At 61.8% G+C, this 15,094-nt stretch carries 18 protein-coding genes and 1 riboswitch; of the genes, 12 read left to right on the top strand and 6 right to left on the bottom strand.

Annotation, left to right across the window (positions count from 1 at the left end):
- Positions 1-212: 212 nt before the first annotated feature.
- Positions 213-818: a hypothetical protein gene (locus tag AB5I78_RS19645; RefSeq protein WP_369301116.1), complete on the bottom strand. Its 606-nt coding sequence runs from the start codon at positions 816-818 to the stop codon at positions 213-215.
- Between the two features lie 124 nt (positions 819-942).
- Here AB5I78_RS19645 and AB5I78_RS19640 point away from each other — a divergent pair, with 124 nt between their 5' ends.
- The 8 genes from AB5I78_RS19640 to AB5I78_RS19605 all read left to right on the top strand — a co-directional run bounded on the left by AB5I78_RS19640 (position 943) and on the right by AB5I78_RS19605 (position 4,991).
- Positions 943-1,512, top strand: a complete 570-nt coding sequence (locus tag AB5I78_RS19640) for a nucleotidyltransferase family protein (protein ID WP_124418051.1) — start codon at positions 943-945, stop codon at positions 1,510-1,512.
- 58 nt (positions 1,513-1,570) lie between these two features.
- Positions 1,571-2,011: a TspO/MBR family protein gene (locus AB5I78_RS19635; protein ID WP_124418050.1), complete on the top strand. Its 441-nt coding sequence runs from the start codon at positions 1,571-1,573 to the stop codon at positions 2,009-2,011.
- The gene (locus tag AB5I78_RS19630; RefSeq protein ID WP_369301114.1) at positions 2,011-2,961 is read left to right on the top strand and encodes an alpha/beta hydrolase; all 951 of its coding nucleotides are present in this window, start codon (positions 2,011-2,013) and stop codon (positions 2,959-2,961) included. Before AB5I78_RS19635 ends, AB5I78_RS19630 begins: the two co-directional genes overlap by 1 nt.
- A 53-nt stretch (positions 2,962-3,014) precedes the next feature.
- Positions 3,015-3,257, top strand: coding sequence for a DUF4177 domain-containing protein (locus AB5I78_RS19625; RefSeq protein WP_145166003.1), 243 nt, complete (start codon positions 3,015-3,017; stop codon positions 3,255-3,257).
- The gene (gene yidD / locus AB5I78_RS19620; RefSeq protein ID WP_145166002.1) at positions 3,254-3,460 is read left to right on the top strand and encodes a membrane protein insertion efficiency factor YidD; all 207 of its coding nucleotides are present in this window, start codon (positions 3,254-3,256) and stop codon (positions 3,458-3,460) included. The genes AB5I78_RS19625 and yidD overlap by 4 nt, the downstream gene beginning before the upstream one ends.
- Positions 3,461-3,648: 188 nt before the next feature.
- Positions 3,649-4,188 carry a hypothetical protein gene (locus AB5I78_RS19615; protein ID WP_369301112.1) on the top strand — a complete coding sequence of 180 codons (540 nt, stop codon included), beginning with the start codon at positions 3,649-3,651 and terminating at the stop codon, positions 4,186-4,188.
- Positions 4,189-4,272: 84 nt separating this feature from the next.
- Complete coding sequence (locus AB5I78_RS19610; protein ID WP_145166000.1) at positions 4,273-4,497, top strand: hypothetical protein; 225 nt, start codon at positions 4,273-4,275, stop codon at positions 4,495-4,497.
- Complete coding sequence (locus AB5I78_RS19605; RefSeq protein ID WP_169367240.1) at positions 4,494-4,991, top strand: GNAT family N-acetyltransferase; 498 nt, start codon at positions 4,494-4,496, stop codon at positions 4,989-4,991. The genes AB5I78_RS19610 and AB5I78_RS19605 overlap by 4 nt, the downstream gene beginning before the upstream one ends.
- 313 nt (positions 4,992-5,304) lie before the next feature.
- Here AB5I78_RS19605 and AB5I78_RS19600 read toward each other — a convergent pair whose 3' ends face one another.
- Genes AB5I78_RS19600 through AB5I78_RS19590 form a run of 3 tightly spaced genes read right to left on the bottom strand, consistent with a single transcriptional unit; the run spans position 5,305 to position 8,077 of the window.
- Positions 5,305-6,069 carry an ABC transporter ATP-binding protein gene (locus AB5I78_RS19600; RefSeq protein WP_369301110.1) on the bottom strand — a complete coding sequence of 255 codons (765 nt, stop codon included), beginning with the start codon at positions 6,067-6,069 and terminating at the stop codon, positions 5,305-5,307.
- A complete protein-coding gene (locus AB5I78_RS19595; RefSeq protein ID WP_369301109.1) occupies positions 6,066-7,070 on the bottom strand; it encodes a FecCD family ABC transporter permease in 1,005 nt (334 codons plus the stop codon). The genes AB5I78_RS19600 and AB5I78_RS19595 overlap by 4 nt, the downstream gene beginning before the upstream one ends.
- Positions 7,067-8,077 (bottom strand): ABC transporter substrate-binding protein, encoded by a 1,011-nt coding sequence (locus tag AB5I78_RS19590; protein ID WP_369301107.1) that lies wholly within the window; start codon positions 8,075-8,077, stop codon positions 7,067-7,069. Before AB5I78_RS19590 ends, AB5I78_RS19595 begins: the two co-directional genes overlap by 4 nt.
- Positions 8,078-8,192: 115 nt before the next feature.
- A riboswitch (cobalamin riboswitch) is annotated at positions 8,193-8,386 on the bottom strand.
- Between the two features lie 112 nt (positions 8,387-8,498).
- Between AB5I78_RS19590 and AB5I78_RS19585 the strand changes: the two genes are divergently transcribed.
- The 3 genes from AB5I78_RS19585 to AB5I78_RS19575 are packed head-to-tail and all read left to right on the top strand — an operon-like array spanning position 8,499 to position 11,425.
- Complete coding sequence (locus tag AB5I78_RS19585; protein ID WP_369301106.1) at positions 8,499-8,933, top strand: hypothetical protein; 435 nt, start codon at positions 8,499-8,501, stop codon at positions 8,931-8,933.
- The gene (locus AB5I78_RS19580) at positions 8,930-10,396 is read left to right on the top strand and encodes an RAD55 family ATPase (RefSeq protein ID WP_369301104.1); all 1,467 of its coding nucleotides are present in this window, start codon (positions 8,930-8,932) and stop codon (positions 10,394-10,396) included. The genes AB5I78_RS19585 and AB5I78_RS19580 overlap by 4 nt, the downstream gene beginning before the upstream one ends.
- A 9-nt stretch (positions 10,397-10,405) precedes the next feature.
- Positions 10,406-11,425, top strand: coding sequence for a sensor histidine kinase (locus AB5I78_RS19575; RefSeq protein WP_369301102.1), 1,020 nt, complete (start codon positions 10,406-10,408; stop codon positions 11,423-11,425).
- A gap of 756 nt (positions 11,426-12,181) precedes the next feature.
- Here the strand turns inward: AB5I78_RS19575 and AB5I78_RS19570 are convergent.
- Positions 12,182-13,573 (bottom strand): aldehyde dehydrogenase family protein, encoded by a 1,392-nt coding sequence (locus tag AB5I78_RS19570; RefSeq protein WP_369301101.1) that lies wholly within the window; start codon positions 13,571-13,573, stop codon positions 12,182-12,184.
- Between the two features lie 102 nt (positions 13,574-13,675).
- On the opposite strand from AB5I78_RS19570, the gene AB5I78_RS19565 reads away from it, so the two are divergent.
- Positions 13,676-14,548 carry a LysR family transcriptional regulator gene (locus AB5I78_RS19565; RefSeq protein ID WP_242195239.1) on the top strand — a complete coding sequence of 291 codons (873 nt, stop codon included), beginning with the start codon at positions 13,676-13,678 and terminating at the stop codon, positions 14,546-14,548.
- A gap of 109 nt (positions 14,549-14,657) precedes the next feature.
- Here the strand turns inward: AB5I78_RS19565 and AB5I78_RS19560 are convergent, their stop codons facing one another.
- Positions 14,658-14,867, bottom strand: coding sequence for a hypothetical protein (locus tag AB5I78_RS19560; RefSeq protein ID WP_078738148.1), 210 nt, complete (start codon positions 14,865-14,867; stop codon positions 14,658-14,660).
- Positions 14,868-15,094 lie beyond the last annotated feature (227 nt).

The following is a 15,094-nucleotide window of genomic DNA, read 5'->3' as shown; positions in this document are numbered from 1 at the left end:
GAGCAGGCTTGCCCTGCGTTGGGGTGCGAAGCGGCCCCTCCAAACAGGCGACCGAGTTTTACTGTTGGACCGCGGTGGCTGGGTTGGGAGCGCTGCGCACTCCAACGCAGGGCAAGCCTGCTCGCCACAACAAGCACTCAAGCCACAACAAGCCTGCCTGACACAGCAAGCCTTCAAGCCACAACAAGCCTGCTTGCCACCACCGCGCCGGGTTAGAACGCCTGATTCACCCCAACCCCACGCATGATCGAAAACCGTGGGTCGATCAGCTTCAGCGTTTGCTCGCCCTTCAGGCGCCCGACCACCACGTGGTAGGTCTTTGGCACTTCGGAGAGGTTTTCCGGGTTGCGGGCCAGTTTTTCAATCGCCGGGGTGTTGGCCCAGTCGGCGATGGTTTTCTGGCGAATGTCCACGGTCACCACCCAGGATTTGTCCACGGCGGCGCCCATGGGGTTGGTGTTGGCGGCAATGTTCTGGACCTTGGCGATTTCATAGCCCTGGGCGTAGCAGAACCCGGATTCCTGCTGCACGTAGGCGGCGCGGCCGGCGTCGGTGAGGGTGTAGGTTTTGTCGCTTTTGGCCAGCAGGCCGGCGTTGGTCAGCGCATCGAAGGCCGGCTGGTTGGCGCTGGAGGTGCCGCTCATGACGCTGTCACTCAAGGTCACCGGGAAGCTGTTGAACATCGCCGCCGTTACGCAGGAAGCCCCTTCCAGCCTGGGTTGCAGCGCGGCTTGAATGTCGGCGTCCGATGGGCTGTCGCTGCAGGCGGTGAGCAGCAACGCGGCGGCGGTGATGAGGGCCATTTCTCTGATTCGCATCGTTTTATCCTTGACGATTGGTAGCGGGCGGGCAAAGTGTATAGAAATATTGCTGTCACGAAACCCTCCCGCCAGTCGTGTAGGGTCGGTGGCTTGAGCCGCACTGAACACCCAAGGATTAACCATGACATTGACCGTCAACACCCTGCTCGAACTGGCCATGGCCAACCCCATCAACGCCCAGATCACCGCGCGCCTGCCCGACCTCGGTGTGGAGCAGTGCATGCTCACGGCGGGCTGCCTGTTCCAGGCCGTATGGAACCATCAGTCAAACTTGCCTGCGGCGCAGGGCGTAAAGGACTACGACGTCTTTTACTTCGACACGGATCTGTCCTACGAAGCGGAGGACAAGGTGATCCGCGCCGCCGAACGTTTATTTGAGGATTTGGGCGTCAACGTCGAGGTCAAGAACCAGGCGCGGGTGCACCTTTGGTACGGCGAGCGCTTTGGTCGGCCTTATCCACAGTTGCACTCGGCTAAACAGGGCGTCGACCGTTACCTGGTGGCCGGCACCTGCATCGGGCTGGAGATCGACACGGGCGAGGTGTATGCGCCCTATGGCTTAGCGGATGTGGAGCAGGGTGTGTTGCGCATTAACCCGCTGCATCCGGAACCTGAGTTGTTCGCCGCCAAGGCCCGCAGTTATCAAGCGCGCTGGCCTTGGCTGAAGATCGTGGCGCCGGATGATTTGTGAACTTTTACCGGCTCCCCATGCGTCCTATCTTCAAATGAACCCTGAGAGTGGATAGCCCATGATCTTCCTGATTTTCCTCATCGCCTGCGCCGCGGCCGCCAGCACCGGCGTTATTTTCAAGCCCGGCCAGTGGTACGAAAGCCTGGTCAAACCCAGCTTCACCCCACCCAATTGGTTGTTTCCGGTGGCCTGGACGGTCATCTATCTGCTGCTCGCCTGGGCGGGCTATCGCCTGACGATGATCCCCGGCAGCCAATTGGCCCTGGGCTTGTGGGCGGCGCAGATTGCGCTGAACACGCTGTGGACGCCGGTGTTTTTTGGCGCGCATAACCTCTTCGCCGGGATGGTGGTGATCGTGCTGCTGTGGCTCGTAGTAGCGGCGTTGGTGGTGATGGCGTTGCGGTTGGACTTGATCACCGGGTTGATCCTGTTCCCTTACCTGGCGTGGCTGAGTGTGGCGGCGGCGTTGAATTTCTCGATTCTGCGGAACAATCGCTGATGGCCTACACACCGTGGCCTGCCAGCGAGCCTGAGCTGGAGCAGATGCGCGACTTCAACAAGAAGCTTGCCTGGATGCCGCGCTTTAAAATCCGCAACCGCGTCACGCCGCGTGTGATTCAGGCGCTGTTGCGGGTCAGCCAAGCCCTCAAGAAAGCGCCTGTGGCCGAAACCCGAAGGGTCGGCTCGGTGCCCGTACGCATCCTGCGGCCCGAGGGGAAAACCAAAGGCGTGGTGCTGGATATCCACGGCGGCGGCTGGGTGATCGGCAATGCGCAGATGGACGACGACCTGAACCTGGGCATGGTGCAGGCGTGTGGCGTGGCGGTGGTGTCGGTGGACTATCGGCTGGCGGTCGACACGCCGGTTGAAGGGCTGATGGAGGACTGCCTGAATGCTGCGCGCTGGCTGCTCAGCAGTGACGAGTTTGCTGATTTGCCGGTGTTTGTCGTGGGTGAGTCCGCCGGTGGGCATCTGGCGGCGGCAACCTTGCTGGCGCTTAAGCAATGGCCGGATTTGCTCAAGCGCGTGCGCGGTGCGGTGTTGTACTACGGCGTATACGACTTGACCGGCACACCGAGCGTGCGCACGGCGGGGCCGGAGACATTGTTGCTGGACGGGCCGGGAATGGTCGAGGCGCTGCGCATGCTCACGCCGGGGCTGAGTGATGAGGCGCGGCGCCAGCCACCCTTGTCACCGCTGTATGGCGACCTTACGGGGTTGCCGCCAGCGTTGATGTTTGTGGGGGAGTTGGACCCGCTCAAGGACGACACGCTTGATCTCGCTGAGCGATGGGCAGCGGTGGCGGAGGTTGAAGCCCATCTGCTACCGGAATCAGCCCACGGGTTTATTCATTTTCCGGTGGCGATGGCAGATGGCGTACTTGCTTACAGTCGGGAGTGGATATCGGCGAGGATCCAGGCTGTTCATCCCGCACTCGTCGAGCTATAAAGCTGCTGCGATTTGTGTTCAAGGGAATGCAAGCACTTGTAGGGTGATCACGGATGTATATCTACAAAATGGTTCAGGTGCCACCGAACATTGAAGTTCGGGCGAAAGAGCATAGGGGCAATGAGGCTGCAGCCTACCTTGAGAATGTAGTTAATGCTCACGCCGAGGATGGTTGGGAGTTCTATCGAATCGACACAATCGGCGTCTCCGTCAAAGCCGGTTGCTTCGATGCGCTGTTTGGGAAGAAAGATGTGCTCAGCAGCTACTACGTGATTTCTTTGCGCAAGCCTCGATGATCAAGCGCTGTGCCTTGTCAGCGATTCGCTGGTACCAGCGAGTCGCTCCCAGCCGACTGCGTGATGCTTGTCGGTTTGAGCCCACCTGCTCCAATTATGCTATTCAGGCTATCGAGAAGTATGGCGTTATGCAGGGCTGTCGCAAAACCGCCGGGCGTATTTGCAGGTGTCGTTACCCGAACGGCGGGCAGGATTTCCCCTAAGCATTCACGCGTTCGGTGCTCCAGTGACTACCGCGTCGATTCCCGAAGTGGCGCAAAGTGTTCACGCCTTGGCCTTCCAGCGTGGAGTCCTGAAAAGTGAAGATAGAGTGGGCGATATCTTTCAGATTCTCCTGCAAGTTGGGTAACCTCTGACACCCTCATTTTCAGACTCTCGCAAGGACGCATACGTGGCCATTTCCCATGCAGTCGTAGGGCTATCGGCATTTTTGCTGGTGGCAGGTGTTCAAGGCGCCGAATATTACTTCTCGTTTGATGTGCCCTACGGGCAGTACGAGCGGCAATTCAAAATGAAGACCCCAGGTGACGGTACGTTGAGCTGCACGGTGTTCATCGAAAAAGAGTACCGGGGCGAGAAGTGGGTGCCGGCAGTGATTCTGGCCGCTGCCGAAGACGATGCCGAGGACGACACGCTGTTTCTGTCCAGTTCTACCGAGCCAAACGGCGGACCGCGCACGTTCCACCTGCGCACGTTCAACCAGGCGAAGCCGGTCATCGACAAGACGCTGTGGGAGGCTCCCGATGAGAAGGGCGTGTATAAGATGGCCGTGTCGTGGTATGCCAATGGCGCCATCGGTTATCAGTACGGCATCTATGCGAGTTGGCAAGAGAAGCAGTTCGTCGAGAAGCCAGGCTTTTCCACTCGCCATGTCAGCGTCCATGCGTCGGGCGTGAAGGGATCTGCTTTGTGCTACGTGCAGACTAAATGACACTGAGCGAGTGGGTGGGAACTTAAAAGCTGATCGATAAGTCAGGTTAATCAGTTGCTCCTTTCCCATCATCAGGACTTCACCATGCGCGAATACACCCTGAACTACCTGTTCAACGACGAGCCCCGCACCCACGTGTTTGAACTCAAACAGCCTGAACTGCCCGTGCACGAGGCGGCGATGCATTTACTGCAATTGCATTTTGGCGATGCGGAGAATGGGTTGATCCTGCCGCCTGCGGATGCGACGCCCGAGGAGATTCTGGAGCAGGCGCAGGTGGTAGGGATCAGCCAGATCAAAGTTGTATGAACGAGCGACCGGTCATTCAGGACGTGACCTGCGACGACATTCCAGCAGTGCTGGACTTTGTCCTTGAGGCTCGCAGCGAGCTTTTCCCCAAGCTCAGCGCAGCCGGCATGCCGGACGATCTGGCGCGATTTGAAGCGGTGTATGTTCATGGCGACGGCCAGTTCCTGATCGCCCGCGTTGATGGCCAAATTGTTGCGGCCATCGGCTATGTGCCCTACGACGGGCGCTTCTCCCAGTTGAATTACCAGGGCCTCAAGACGGTGGAGGTGGTGCGCCTGTTTGTGGCGCCGGCGTTGCGCCGATTCGGGTTGGCGGGTGAGTTGTACGGCGCGCTGGAGGCGAAGGCGCGGGGGGAGGGGGTGGAGATGGTTTACCTGCATACTCATCCGTTTCTTGCTGGCGCGATTGATTTTTGGCTTCGGCAAGGGTTTGAAATTGTTGATGTCGAGGCGGATCCGGTTTGGCGGACGACGCATATGCAGCGGTCTCTGTAGCTGCTTCAAGGACCCCGGGCAGCCGACCTGATTCTCGAAGCTGAACTCAATCAAATGTGGGAGCTGGCTTGCCTGCGATGGCATCAACCCGGTGTACCTGGTGGACCGAGGCGCCTGCATCGCAGGTAAGCCAGCTCCCACAGAAGAGCAAAGCAGTGCGGCACTGGCAGATGAACTCGGTCAAACTGTGGGAGCGGGCTTGCCCGCGAAGGCGGAGGGTCAGCCGACTGATGTGCCACTGACCCACCGCTATCGCAGGCAAGCCAGCTCCCACACTTGATCGGTGGTGTTTTTAGGGGCCGCGGTCAGCTCATCAGTTCGAGCGCAACCGCAGGATCTGCGCGCCGTCAAACGGGTCCGTCAGGTAGTGCGCCTGTACCCCGAATGTCTCTTGCAATCGCTGCGGCGTCAGCACCTCCAGTGGCGGGCCCAGCGCCACCAGCCGCCCGCGGTCCAGCACGGCCAAACGATCACAGGTCAGCGCCTGGTTGAGGTCATGCAGCGCAATCAACGTGGTCACCGGCAAGGCCTGCACGCCCTTCAAGATCGCCAGTTGATGCTGGATATCCAAGTGATTGGTCGGCTCATCCAGCAGCAGAATCTGCGGCCGTTGCGCCAGGGCACGGGCGATGTGCACGCGTTGGCGTTCGCCGCCCGAAAGGCTGCGCCATGCACGTTTGCTCAGGTGGGTGGCGTCCACGTCGTGCAGCGCCTGGCTGACGATGGCCGCGTCCGCGTCCGACCACGGGCTCAATGCCGACAGCCAGGGCGTGCGGCCCAGTGCCACGGCGTCGAACACGCGGATGGCATCGTCGGTATCAGCCTGCTGTTCCACCACGGCCAGTTGCTGCGCGATGGCGCGCCGGGATAGGCGGCCCAGGCGCTCGCCGCCCAACAGCACTTCACCGCAAGCCGGTGCACGCAAACCGGCGAGCAGTTTGAGCAGGGTGGACTTGCCGGAACCGTTCGGCCCGACGATGCCCAAGGTTTCACCCCGCTGAACGTCAAGGTGGATATCGCGCAGCAACTCGGCGTCGCGCACCTTGAACCCCAGCCCTGTGCAACTGAGCACCGTCATCGCGCATTTCTCCGGCCGATCAGGATCAATGCAAACACCGGCGCGCCGACCAGCGCGGTAACCACGCCGACCGGAATCACCTGGCCCTTGATCAGCGTGCGCGAGAGCACGTCGGCGGCGATCAAAAACAGCGCGCCGCCCAAGGCGCTGGCCGGCAGCAGGCGTGAATGCCCGGTACCGACCAGCAGGCGCACGGCATGCGGAATCACCAGCCCGACAAAGCCAATGGAGCCGACAATCGACACCATCACCGCCGTCACCAGCGCCGCACAGCCCACCAGCACAAACTGCACCCGGCGCACTGGAATGCCCAGCGAGGCCGCCGAGTCGGTGCCGAAGGTGAACGCATCCAGCGCACGCCGGTGCCACAGGCACACCGCCAGGCCTGCGACGGTCACCGGCACCGCCAGCCACACCGACGGCCAGCGCACCCCGCTGAGGTTGCCCAGCAGCCAGAACATAATGCCGCGTGCCTGCTCGGAGCTGGCGGACTTGGTGATCAGGAACGCGGTGAGGGCGTTGAACAGCTGTGAGCCGGCGATGCCGGCGAGGATGATCTGGCCGGTGCCGCTCGTCGAGCCGCTGGCGCGCGCCAGCAGAATCACCAGCGCAAAGGCCGCCATGGCGCCGACAAACGCACCTGCCGACAGCGAAACCAGCCCGCCGCCGACGCCGATCAGCGCCACCAGTACCGCGCCGGTCGAGGCGCCGGCGCTGATGCCCAGCAGATAAGGATCGGCCAACGGGTTACGCAACAGCGACTGCAAGATCACCCCGCACGTGGCCAACCCGGCACCGCACGCGGCGGCGACCAGGGCGCGGGTCAGGCGGTAATTCCACACCACGCCTTCGTCGATTGGGTCAAGCGCATAACCGGCCGCCCACAGTTTGTTGGCCAGCACTTGCAACACCACCTGCGGCGCGATGGCGGTTTCGCCGATGGCTACCCCGGCGAGCACGGCGAGCAACAGCAGCGCCAAGGCGAGAAGGGTACGCATCATTTGTGCAGGTCGTAGCCGTCGATGGCGCCGGCCAGCTGTTCGAGGCCATCGAACGTGCGCACGCTGGCCTGTAATGCCAGGGCGTCGAGGATGATGATGCGGTTGTTTTTCACCGCGTCCATGTTGCGCGTCACCGGGTCACTGCGCAGGAAGGCGAGTTTCTTTTCATGGTCGTCGGCCGGGTAGCGGCGCCGGTCCATGCGCGCGATCACCAGGAAGGTCGGGTTGGCCTTGGCAATGGTCTCCCAGCCGACGGCGGGCCACTCTTCATCGGACTGCACCACATTGTGCAGGCCCAGGGTTTGGAGCATGAATTCGGGCACGCCCTTGTGGCCGGCCACGTACGGGTCGCTGGCCATTTCCGAGCTGGAGAACCACACCAATGCGCTGGCGTGCTTGAGGCCTTTGCTGTGGGCGGTGGCAATGGATTTGGCCAGGCGCGCCTTGAGCTCGTCGTTCAATTGTTGGCCGCGCGCCTGTACGTCGAAAATCTCGGCCAGTTGGCTGATGCTTTTATAGACGGTCTCGACGCGAAACGGCTCCAGCCGCGTGCCGTCGGCGCCCACCCGGTTGTCCTTGGCTTCGCAGTCGGAGGGCAGCAGGTAGGTGGGGATCTTCAGCTCGTGAAACTGCTCGCGGGTGCCGACCACGCCTTGCGGGCCCACCACCCATTCCAGCTCGGCGGCCACCAGCTGCGGGCGCTTGGCGATCACCGCTTCGAAGCTGGGTTCGTTGTTGGCCAGGCGCTCAATGGCGTCGTTCTGCGCCTTGAATTGCGGCAATACGTTATTGAACCACAGCGAGGTACCGACCACTTTGTCGCCCACGCCCAAGGCGTAAAGCATCTCGGTGGCGGCCTGGCCGATAGTCACCGTGCGCGCAGGCGCCTGCTCAAAGGTCAGGGTGCTACCGCAGTTCTGCACCGTCAGCGGGTAGTGAGTGGGCGTCGCTTGGGCCAGGGCACAAAAGCCCAGGGCGGTGATCAGGGCGCTAACGCGTGGCAACATCGGGCAATCTCCGGGTAAACCGTACGTGGAACTGGGGAGGTACGGCTCGGAAATACACCCTGGAGCGCTGCGGGCATCGCAGGGCGCGGAGGTACTTCCCGGACACCCCGCCGGTTAGTGATTTTGCTGGGCCGGCAGGTCTCCTGACTGATGCGTCGTCGCCACGCTCCGGCCTTCCCGGGCAATGCCCAGTGGCGATGTGGAGCAGGCTCAGCACCTACAGTTGCGGGGGCAGTTCCGATTGGCGCAATGAACGCGCTTCGGATTCCCTATTAGTCCCGTGTGGGAACCGGCGCGGTATGGTAGTCGATCATGCCCGCAAGGGGGAGCCTGTCCACGCGCAATTGGCAGGCCGCCGGGGGTCTCTATCTGCGGATATAGGGTGTACCATCAGTCTCTGTTCATCAGATATTAGTCAGACATGCCCACGCTTAGCGAAGAGAGCCGCCGGATCGTAGCTTCTCTGGCGCACCGTGTTGGTCCGCAGGCTGACACTGCAAGCGTCGCCGCGGCGGTTGTTTCGATTTTGCAGGATGTGGGCGCAGCACTGGCGCCCGTCATCGGCCAGCAAGGCGTTGCCGCGCTGTACCGTCGCAGCTTCCATCTGTGCGTCTCGACCCATCCACGCCTGGCCGCCACCTATGACAGTGTGCCGGCCGCGATGGACTTGATTGCCCTCAAATCCGTACTCGTCGAGCAGAACGAAACCGATGCGCTGTTTTTCGGTGAGGTGTTGCTGACGACCCTCTACGAGCTTCTGACCACGCTGATCGGGCCTTCACTCACCGCACGTCTGCTGGTTGGCGTGTGGCAGCCTTCTTCGAGCGACACCTCTTCGCAGGAAATTTCGCCATGAGCACCAAAGTGACTATCAACCGCCTGGCCACGGGTGTGCCAGGACTGGACGAGGTACTGGGCGGTGGCCTGCCGGAGTTTTCGTTCAACCTGATCGCCGGCCCGCCAGGCTGCGGCAAAACCACCCTCGCGCACCAGATGATGTTTGCGCTGGCCACGCCGGAGCGTCCGGCGCTGTTCTTTACCGTGCTCGGTGAGCCGCCGCTGAAGATGCTGCGCTATCAGCAGCAATTCGATTTTTTCGACGACGCCGCCATCAACCGGTCGATTCGTTATATAAACCTGGCGGACGACACCCTGGCGGGCGACCTGGACGAGGTATTGCGGCGCATTGTCAGCGAGGTCGAGGCGCATTCGCCGTCGCTGGTGTTTGTCGATTCGTTCCGTTCCGTGGTGCTGGCCAGCCAGACGCAGCACAACCCGAACAACAACCTGCCGCAGTTCATCCAGCAGTTGGGCATGTTGATGACCACGTGGCAGGCGACCACCTTCCTGATCGGTGAATATTTCACCGAGACGGACACCAATCCGATTTTCACCGTGGCCGATGGCCTGATCTGGCTACGCCAGAGCGTTGAGCGCAATTCAATGGTGCGCAAGATGGAAATCATGAAGATGCGCGGCCAACCGACCTTGCCGGGGCTGCACACCTTTCGTATTGCCACCTCGGGGGTCAAGGTGTTCCCGCCGGCCGCCGTCAACCGTGCGGTTGAAGCGCCGTCGACGTTCCCGATCACCCGTCTGAAAATGGGCGTGCCAGCGCTCGATGAGATGCTCGGCGGCGGCCTGCCTCGGGGTTATTCGCTATTGGTGGCCGGCCCGTCCGGCTCGGGCAAGAGCATCCTGGCGGCGACCTTTCTGGCTGAAGGCGCGCGCAACGGCGAAACCGGAGTGATTGCGGCGTTCGAGCAACGGCCCAACCATTCGCAGAACCCTCAGTTGGCCGAGTTGATCAAGAGCGGGAACGTCAGCCTGGTGGACAGCCGCGCGCCGGACCTGTCCATCGACGAAATCGTGCAACTGCTGCTCAGTGAAATCAGCCGGTTGAAAGCCACCCGTGTGGTGATTGACTCGCTGTCAGGCTTTGAGCTGGCGTTGGCACCTACCTTCCGTGCGGATTTTCGCGAGTCGCTGTCACGCATGGTCACGGCGCTGACCGCCGTTGGGGTCAGCGTGTTGATGACCTCGGAGCTCGAAGACCGTTACACCGACCTGCGCTTCAGCCCTTATGGCACGGCGTTTCTGACCGACGCGATCATCGTGCAGCGCTATATCGAAGTACAAAGCCGGTTACTGCGCATCATGGCCGTGGTCAAAGTGCGCGCCAGCGCCCACTCCGACCAACTGCGCCAGTACCACATCGACGATAACGGCCTGCAGATTCGCGACATGCTGCCGGAGCAGGAGGGGCTGTTGGGCGGCCGACCGACCCGGCAAGCTTCGGCGGAAACCAAACATGTGTGAGCCCGACTCGTGAGTGGCGGCGACGGCAAGCCTGAAAGTGAGCTGACCACGGCGGCTCACGAACTGTTCCTCATTGGCCAAAAAACCGTTGAGGCGCGTACAGTGCTGGCCGCCCTGCAGCAGCAATTGACTGACGCCAGCAGCCGTCTGGTGGATACCCAGCACGTCGAGCAGGTGATCGAGGCCAATCAGCAGCTGGTGCTGGCGATCCTCCTCGCGCAGTCGGGCGCCGCAACCCCGCCGCCCCTGGAGGAACAACGCCTTTACCAGGAGCTTCGCGAGGCGAATGCGCAACTGGTAATCGCGGCGCTCAGTGCACAAGACTTGCAGGCCACGGCCGAGCGCGCGCTGGGCCAGCAGAAAAGCATCCTGGCGATGGTGGCGCATGAACTGCGCAACCCATTGACGCCGATCAGCATGATCGCCGAGCGCATGGTTCGCCTGCCCAGCGACCAGCTGCCGCGCATGCGTGAGCTGATTGAAAGTCAGGTGCAGCATATTTCACAGTTGGTCGACGACTTGCTGGACGTGTCCCGCGTCAGCACGGGCAAGCTGCGCATCGAACGACGCGATGTGGACATCCTGCAAATCCTCAGAAGTGCCATTGATGCCTGCGGCCCGGTGATGCGGGCGAAGAAGCAGCAATTTGAGGCCCACCTGCCTGACGGCCAAGTGATGGTGAGCGGAGACCCTGGGCGCCTTGCGCAGATTCTGCATAACCTGCTGGCCAACGCAGCCAAGTACACGCCGGTGGGCGGCTCGATTGTGCTGGCTGTGACCGCGACGGACGCGCTGCGGATCAGCATTTGTGACAACGGTATTGGCGTTTCGGCCAAGGCGCTGCCGCTGATCTTTGACCCTTACGTGCAGGATGAACACGCCATCGGCTTCAACGGCTCGGGCCTGGGGATCGGGCTCACGGTGGTGCGCGAGCTGGTTGAAGCACATGGCGGCAAGGTCACCGCCAAAAGCGAGGGCAAGGGCAAGGGCAGTGAGTTTGTGGTGACGCTGCCGTTGTTGAGCGACTGACTCGCGTATTTGCGATCCAGCCACAGGGGCTACGCGTTGCAGAATTCACGCACGGCCACAAACACCGCAAATCAAAAGTGGGAGCAGGCTTGAGTGGGAGCGGGCTTGCTCGCGAATGCAGTCTGTCAGTCGACAAATTTGCCAACTGATACACCGCCTTCGCGAGCAAGCCCGCTCCCACAGTTGAAGGGTGTTGCCTGTTTTATTTGCGATCCAGCCACACGGTTTGCACGTTGCAGAATTCACCCACGGCCACAAACACCGCAGATCAAAGGTGGGAGCTGGCTTGCCTGTGATTGCAGTGTGTCAGCCAAGGAGTTGTCACTGATCCACCGCTATCGCAGGCAGCCAGCTCCCACAGTTGAAGGGTGTTGCCTGTTTTATTTGCGATCCAGCCACACGGTCTGCGCGTTGCAGAAATCACGCACGGCCACAAACACCGCAAATCAAAAGTGGGAGCTGGCTTGAGTGGGAGCGGGCTTGCTCGCGAATGCAGTCTGTCAGTCGACAAATTTGCCAACTGATACACCGCCTTCGCGAGCAAGCCCGCTCCCACAGTTGAAGGGTGTTGCCTGTTTTATTTGCGATCCAGCCACACGGTCTGCGCGTTGCAGAAATCACGCACGGCCACAAACGCCGCAGATCAAAGGTGGGAGCTGGCTTGCCTGCGATTGCAGTGTGTCAGCCAAGGAGTTGTCACTGATCCACCGCTATCGCCGGCAAGCCAGCTCCCACAGTTGAAGGGTGTTGCCTGTTTTATTTGCGATCCAGCCACACGGTCTGTGCATTGCAAAATTCACGCACGCCAAAGTGCGACAGTTCGCGCCCGAACCCACTCTTTTTCACTCCACCAAACGCTACGCGCGGGTCGGACACGCTGAACGCGTTGACGAATACTGCGCCAGTTTCCAGCTGGTTGGTGATATTCCGTGCCTTCACCGCGTCGGTGGTGAAGACGCTCGCCGTCAGGCCGAACTCGCTGTCGTTGGCCAGGGCCACGGCATGGTCGGCATCCCGAGCGGTGATGATCGAGGCCACGGGGCCGAACAGTTCCTGTTTGAACGAGGTCATCTGGTCGGTGACGTCGGCCAGCACGGTCGGTTCGTAGTAGTTGCCGGCACCGGCGACTTTGTTGCCGCCCAGCAGCAGGGTTGCGCCTTCTTCCAGCGTGGCCTGCACCTGGCCGTGCAGTTCGTCGCGCAGGTCGAAGCGGGCCATTGGGCCGACGTAGGTGTTGGTTTCGGTCGGGTCGCCCATCACCAAGGCGCGGCTGGCGGCGAGGAATTTGGCGGTAAAGGCTTGCACTACGCCTTCTTCGATGATCAGGCGCTTAGCGGCAGCGCAGACTTGGCCGCTGTTCTGGAAACGCCCGATCACCGCCGCCTGGACGGCGGCGTCGAGGTCGGCGTCGTTGAGCACGATGAATGGGTCGGAGCCGCCCAGTTCCAGCACGCATTTCTTCAGCGCGGCGCCGGCCTGGGAGCCGATGGCGGCGCCGGCGCGGACGCTGCCGGTGAGGGTGACCGCGGCGATGCGTGGGTCGGCGATGGCCTTGGACACGCCGTCGTTGGTCACGTTGACCACTTCAAACAGGCCATCGGCGAAGCCTGCTTTTTGAAACGCCGCCTTCATCAGGTAGGCGCTGCCCATCACGTTGGGTGCATGTTTGAGCACGTAGGTGTTGCCGGCGAGCAGGGTCGGCACGGCGCCGCGCAGCACTTGCCAGACCGGGAAGTTCCACGGCATGACGGCGAGAATCGGGCCCAGTGGGCGGTATTCGATCTGGGCGCTGCCGTTGTCCACCAGCGTGGGTTCCGGGGCGAGCATGGCCGGGCCGTGGGCGGCATACCATTGGCTGAGTTGCGCGCATTTTTCGATTTCGGCGCGGGCCTGGGCGATGGGTTTGCCCATTTCCAGGGTGATCATCTGCGCCATGTCTTCGGCTTGCTCACGCAACGCAGCGGCCAGGGCCAGCAGCAATTCGGCGCGCTGGCTTACTGGTTGGCGGCGCCAGCTGCGGAAAGCATCCGTGGCGCGGTTAAGCGCCGCGTCCAACTGCGCCTCGGTTTCGTAAGGGTAGCTGCCAACTGTTTCGCCAGTGGCGGGGTTGATCGACAAGGCGTGAGTCTGGTGAGAGATAGCGTTCATGGCACCGTCCGGCTGAATGAGTGGATGGGTTCAGCCTACGGGGCTGCATGTTTTCTGGAAACTGAATAATATTAAGCAATACATTCACGATTGGAGAATGACTTGGACCTGGTGCAGCTGGAAATCTTCAAGGCCGTTGCCGAGCAAGGCAGCATCAGCGCCGCCGCGCAGTTGATTCATCGCGTGCCGTCGAACCTGACCACGCGCATCAAGCAACTGGAGCAGGACTTGGGCGTGGAGTTGTTTATCCGTGAGAAGAGCCGCCTGCGCCTGTCGCCGGCCGGGTGGAATTTCCTCGGCTACACGCGGCGCATTCTTGATCTGGTGCAAGAGGCCCGCGCCACGGTGGCGGGGGAGGAGCCCCAGGGCGCGTTTGCGCTGGGTTCGCTGGAGAGCACGGCGGCGGTGCGCATTCCGGCGTTGCTTGCGGCGTATAACCAGAAACACGCCAAGGTCGAGCTGGACCTGAGCACCGGGCCGTCCGGCACGATGATCGAGGGCGTGTTGTCGGGACGCCTGGCGGCCGCGTTTGTCGACGGGCCAGTGCTGCATGCCACGCTGGAAGGCGTGCCGGTGTTTGAGGAGGAGATGGTGGTCATTGCGCCGCTGCACCATGCGCCCATCACGCGCGGGCAGGATGTGGCGGGGGAGAGCATCTACACGTTTCGCTCGAACTGCTCGTATCGCCACCACTTCGAGCGCTGGTTCTCACAGGATGGCGCGGTGCCGGGCAAGATCTTTGAAATGGAGTCTTATCACGGCATGCTCGCCTGCGTCAGTGCCGGGGCCGGCCTGGCGCTGATGCCGCGCAGCATGCTGGAGAGCATGCCGGGGTTTACGGCGGTGAGTGTGTGGCCGCTGAGCGACGCGTTCCGCCTCCTCCATACCTGGCTGATCTGGCGCCGGGGCACGGTGTCGCAGAGCTTGAACAGTTTTGTGAAGCTGTTGGAGGAACGTGGTCTGGTAGCCACTTAGATCAAATGTGGGAGCTGGCTTGCCTGCGATAGCGGTGTATCGGCTAAGGCCGTGCAGGCTGGACTGACGCCATCGCAGGCAAGCCAGCTCCCACCTGTTGATCGTGTTTTTAACCGCCAAATTGCAGGGTGCCCATGGCGAGTTTGGCCATGATGGCCGTGGCGCCCAGTTGTACCAACCAAAGGGCCAGGCCACCGAGGAACACACCCAGTGCCACTTGCAGCACCAGGCTTTTCTGGCGCTTGGCTTGCGGGGCGCGCGGGGTGAAGTCATGCAGTTCGTCGCGGTCGGCGCGCAGGTCCAGGTCGTCGTTTCTCATAAGGCTCTCACAGCAAAGGGGCAGTTGGGGTTCAGTCTAGGGCTGGTCGCGGCAGGCAGCGAGGTTTTCTTCCTGTGGCGAGCGGGCTTGCCCCGCGTTGGAGGGCGTCGCGGCCCCTTGTTCAGGCATCGGGTTCTTTCAGTAAGTTCACGGGGGGCTTTATGGGGCTGCTTCGCAGCCCAACGCGGGGCAAGCCCGCTCGCCACGGGAGGCCTGCGGGCCACAGG

It is taken from the genome of Pseudomonas sp. N2-3-1-14 (assembly GCF_041228395.1).
In the GTDB taxonomy this organism is placed as follows: domain Bacteria; phylum Pseudomonadota; class Gammaproteobacteria; order Pseudomonadales; family Pseudomonadaceae; genus Aquipseudomonas.
The sequence above is the reverse complement of the archived record's forward strand: the minus strand, read 5'-3'. Positions and strand labels throughout refer to the sequence as shown.